The sequence below is a fragment of the Coprococcus sp. ART55/1 genome, assembly GCF_000210595.1.
Taxonomy (GTDB): domain Bacteria; phylum Bacillota; class Clostridia; order Lachnospirales; family Lachnospiraceae; genus Coprococcus; species Coprococcus aceti.
In genome coordinates this window covers 2,660,179-2,663,878 of the sequence record NC_021018.1, presented here as the reverse complement: position 1 = coordinate 2,663,878, position 3,700 = coordinate 2,660,179, and the positions used below count along the sequence as shown (strand labels likewise).

Here is a 3,700-nt window from a genome sequence, read left to right as displayed (position 1 = left end):
CTGCTATTTTCTTCGTTTCTTTTTCTCCTTAGGAGGATTCTCGATCATATACTTCTCGTACATGTCCGGCCTGTGCTCCTTCGTCCTGGTGATAGACTGTTCAAGTCGCCACTCATTTATGAGCTTATGGTTGCCCGAAAGCAGTACATCCGGGACCTTCTTCCCCATGAATTCAGGAGGCCTGGTATACTGCGGATACTCAAGCAGATTGTTATAAAAAGTCTCTATCTCAGCACTGTCCTCGTTATTCAGAACCCCTGGAACAAGACGAGACACAGCATCCACGATAGCCATGGCTGGAAGTTCTCCGCCAGTCAGCACAAAATCGCCTATGGACATATAGTCATCGACTATCATCTCAAGGACCCTCTCATCTATTCCCTCGTAATGGCCACACAGAAGAACTATGTCCTCCTTCTCCGAGAGCTCCTGTGCAATACCCTGATTGAAGGTTCTTCCCTGCGGAGTCATATATATGACCCATGGTTTTCTGCCAAGCTTCTCCACCAGTGCCGTGTATGCATCATACACAGGCTGCGCCTGCATGACCATGCCTGCGCCTCCCCCATATGGGTAATCATCCACATGATTGTGTTTATCCTGGGTGTAATCTCTTATATTTATAGCTTCTATATGAAGTTTTCCCGACTCTATGGCCCTTCCCGTGATACTCGTTGAAAGTCCATTCATAACCATCTCGGGGAAAAGTGTCAAAATATAAAAATTCATAGTCCGCTCCTAGTATATGTTCATCATCTCACCAAACGTCTGTATGCGATCAATCCTCGTCATCTGAATCATCTGCTTCTACCATCTCAAATGTTCTGACCTTGACCTTCTTATTCTCTGTGTCAACATCGAACACGAAATCCGGTACTACAGGTATAAGGATCTCGCTGCCATCATCCTTCTTAACGACAAATACATCATTTGCCGGAGTCTCCAACACGTCGTCAAGGATTCCTATGTGCTCGTCATTCTGATCATATACATCAGCGTCAAGGACATCACAGATGAAGAACTCTCCATCCATGAGAGGAACTGCATCCTCCCTGTCAACAAGTATGTCATAGTTCTTAAAACGCTCTATATCATTTATGTTATCGTATTCTTTGAACTTAAGAATAACCATATTTTTCAAAAATTTGCAAGATGTACAATTAACCTCCAAAGTCTCTCTGCCATTTGACAGATAGCACTTCTTCAAGGTCTTGAAACGATCATTGTCATCCGTTGTCGGATATACCTTAACCTCGCCCTTTATACCATGGCTTGAGGTTATCACTCCTACTCTGAGTCTGTCTTCTGTGTTGTGTTCCATTCTATCTCCTATATATAACTCATATATAATATAAGGGGGAGTATAAACTCCCCCTCTTAACTCGGTAATAAATCCTCTGTCATATGAAGATTAAGAAATACCACTTATCCTGCCTATGCAGTTCTACTTAATATCAACGACAACCTTCTTATCACCCTTTGAAGCAGCTGCCTTGACAACTGTACGGATGGATTTGGCTATTCTGCCCTGCTTGCCGATTACCTTACCCATGTCTTCTGGTGCGACTGTAAGGTCTATCTTTATTATGCCGTCTTCTTCAGTCTCGGTTACAGCTATCTGCTCAGGATGATCTACTAGGGACTTTGCAATGATTTCTACTAAATCTTTCATCTCTATACCTCCCAAATGGAACACCAGCCATGCAAAATCGACTTCGTCGATGGCTGGCGCTGCATATCAGCTTTTCATAGAAAAGCTGATACATCCGTAAAATTACTTCTCGATACCTGCCTGCTTTAATAACTTTGCAACTGACTCAGTTGGCTGTGCTCCTGTAGCTAACCACTTCTTTGCAGCCTCCTCGTCAATCTTTACTACAGATGGCTCCTGGTTAGGATCATATGTTCCGATCTCCTCGATGAATCTACCATCTCTTGGTGATCTTGAATCTGCTACGATTACTCTGTAGAAAGGATGCTTCTTATAACCCATTCTTCTTAATCTAATCTTTACTGCCATTGTTCTTGTTCCTCCTAAATATTAATTATCTTAAGCCAAAAGGCATTTTAAAACCACCGCGTCTTCTCTTTCCGCCCATCATGCCTGACATCTGCTTCATCATCTTCTTAGACTGTTCAAACTGTTTAAGGAAGCGATTCACATCTGCTATCTGGACACCTGCTCCATCTGCGATACGCTTCTTTCTTGACGGCGATATCGGATCCTGGAGTGAACGCTCTCTAGGTGTCATGGACAGAACGATTGCTTTTGGTGTTTTAGCAGCGTTCTCATCTATCTCAACATTCTTCATCTGACTTGCCATGCCAGGCATCATGGAAAGGATCTCCTGCATGCCGCCCATCTGCTCAAGCTGAGCCATCTGATCAAGAAAATCGTTGAAATCAAAACTTGCTTTGCGGAACTTCTGTTCCATCTCTTTGGCCTTCTCCTCGTCAATGGCCGACTGGGCTTTCTCAATAAGTGACTCTACATCACCCATTCCGAGGATTCGGCTCGCCATACGATCCGGGTAAAATGGCTCCAGATCGGTAAGCTTCTCTCCCATACCTGAGTACAGGATCGGCTTGCCTGTGACTGCCTTGATCGACAGTGCGGCACCGCCTCTGGTATCACCATCCAGCTTTGTGAGGATGACACCATCTATACCTATCTTGTCATTGAACGTTGTCGCTACATTGACTGCATCCTGACCTGTCATGGAATCCACAGTCAGTATGGTGTAGGCAATGTCCAGATTCTCCTTTATCTCTGCAAGCTCGTTCATCATGTCCTCATCAACATGAAGACGTCCTGCGGTGTCAAGGAACACCAGATTGATATTGTTCTTGGCTGCATGCTGTACTGCCGCCTTCGCAATATCCAGTGGCTTGTTGTTGTCTCCCATGGCAAACACAGGAACTCCAACCTTCTCACCATTCACCTGCAGCTGCTTTATAGCCGCCGGTCTGTATACATCACATGCCACAAGAAGTGGCTTCTTGCCTTTGTTCTTGAACTGATACGCAAGCTTTGCCGCCGTGGTGGTCTTACCTGCTCCCTGAAGTCCACACATCATGATGATCGTGATCTCATTGGATGGTCTGAGCTTGATCTCTGTCATCTCAGAGCCCATGAGCTTATCCATCTCTTCCTTAACGATCTTGATGACCATGTGTCCAGGATTCAGACCCTTGAGAACTTCCTCTCCTACAGCTCTGTCACTCACCGACTTGACAAATGACTTGACAACTTTGAAGTTAACGTCGGCCTCAAGAAGTGCTCTTTTAACTTCCTTCATAGCCTCCTTGACATCATCTTCTGTAAGTACGCCCTTGCTTCTCAGCTTCTTAAATACGTTCTGCAGTTTATCTGATAAACTGTCAAATGCCATAGACATTCTCCCTTCTGATATTATCTATCATCAGAAATCTTCGAGTATCTTATCTGAATAATTCACTATATCTTCAATTCTGCCCGCAAGCCGTTCATCCGAGTTCATCGCCTTGAGCTCATCCGCACATTCCTTGATCTTCTGAACCTGTTCCTGTGCCTTCATGAACTTATGTACCAGCATAAGCTTCTCCTCATACTCCTCGAGAATCTTGTCACAGCGCCTTACCATATCATATACGCCCTGTCTGCTTATGTTGTTGAGTCTCGCTATCTCTGAGTAAGACATGTCATTGTTCACAACATCCT

The 3,700-nt window shown here is 44.5% G+C and carries 6 protein-coding genes; all 6 read right to left on the bottom strand.

The features are described from left to right. Nucleotides 1-3: 3 nt before the first annotated feature. The gene (gene trmD, locus CCU_RS11960; protein WP_015534852.1) at nucleotides 4-729 is read right to left on the bottom strand and encodes a tRNA (guanosine(37)-N1)-methyltransferase TrmD; all 726 of its coding nucleotides are present in this window, start codon (nucleotides 727-729) and stop codon (nucleotides 4-6) included. Nucleotides 730-778: 49 nt separating this feature from the next. After that, nucleotides 779-1,321, bottom strand: a complete 543-nt coding sequence (gene rimM, locus CCU_RS11955) for a ribosome maturation factor RimM (protein ID WP_015534851.1) — start codon at nucleotides 1,319-1,321, stop codon at nucleotides 779-781. Nucleotides 1,322-1,444: 123 nt separating this feature from the next. Beyond that, nucleotides 1,445-1,672 (bottom strand): KH domain-containing protein, encoded by a 228-nt coding sequence (locus CCU_RS11950; protein WP_004851223.1) that lies wholly within the window; start codon nucleotides 1,670-1,672, stop codon nucleotides 1,445-1,447. Nucleotides 1,673-1,774: 102 nt separating this feature from the next. Continuing rightward, nucleotides 1,775-2,020, bottom strand: coding sequence for a 30S ribosomal protein S16 (gene rpsP, locus CCU_RS11945; RefSeq protein ID WP_004851225.1), 246 nt, complete (start codon nucleotides 2,018-2,020; stop codon nucleotides 1,775-1,777). A gap of 25 nt (nucleotides 2,021-2,045) precedes the next feature. Next, nucleotides 2,046-3,392 (bottom strand): signal recognition particle protein, encoded by a 1,347-nt coding sequence (gene ffh / locus CCU_RS11940; protein ID WP_015534850.1) that lies wholly within the window; start codon nucleotides 3,390-3,392, stop codon nucleotides 2,046-2,048. 30 nt (nucleotides 3,393-3,422) lie between these two features. Further along, nucleotides 3,423-3,700: DNA-binding protein (locus CCU_RS11935; RefSeq protein ID WP_208896218.1), on the bottom strand; the 278-nt coding region annotated here is incomplete at its 5' end.

Excerpts from the sequence above, each read along its gene's own strand:
- trmD (WP_015534852.1), bottom strand. The coding sequence starts at position 729 with ATGAATTTTTATATTTTGACACTTTTCCCCGAGATGGTTATGAATGGA.
- rimM (WP_015534851.1), bottom strand. The coding sequence starts at position 1,321 with ATGGAACACAACACAGAAGACAGACTCAGAGTAGGAGTGATAACCTCA.
- rpsP (WP_004851225.1), bottom strand. The coding sequence starts at position 2,020 with ATGGCAGTAAAGATTAGATTAAGAAGAATGGGTTATAAGAAGCATCCT.
- CCU_RS11950 (WP_004851223.1), bottom strand. The coding sequence starts at position 1,672 with ATGAAAGATTTAGTAGAAATCATTGCAAAGTCCCTAGTAGATCATCCT.
- ffh (WP_015534850.1), bottom strand. The coding sequence starts at position 3,392 with ATGGCATTTGACAGTTTATCAGATAAACTGCAGAACGTATTTAAGAAG.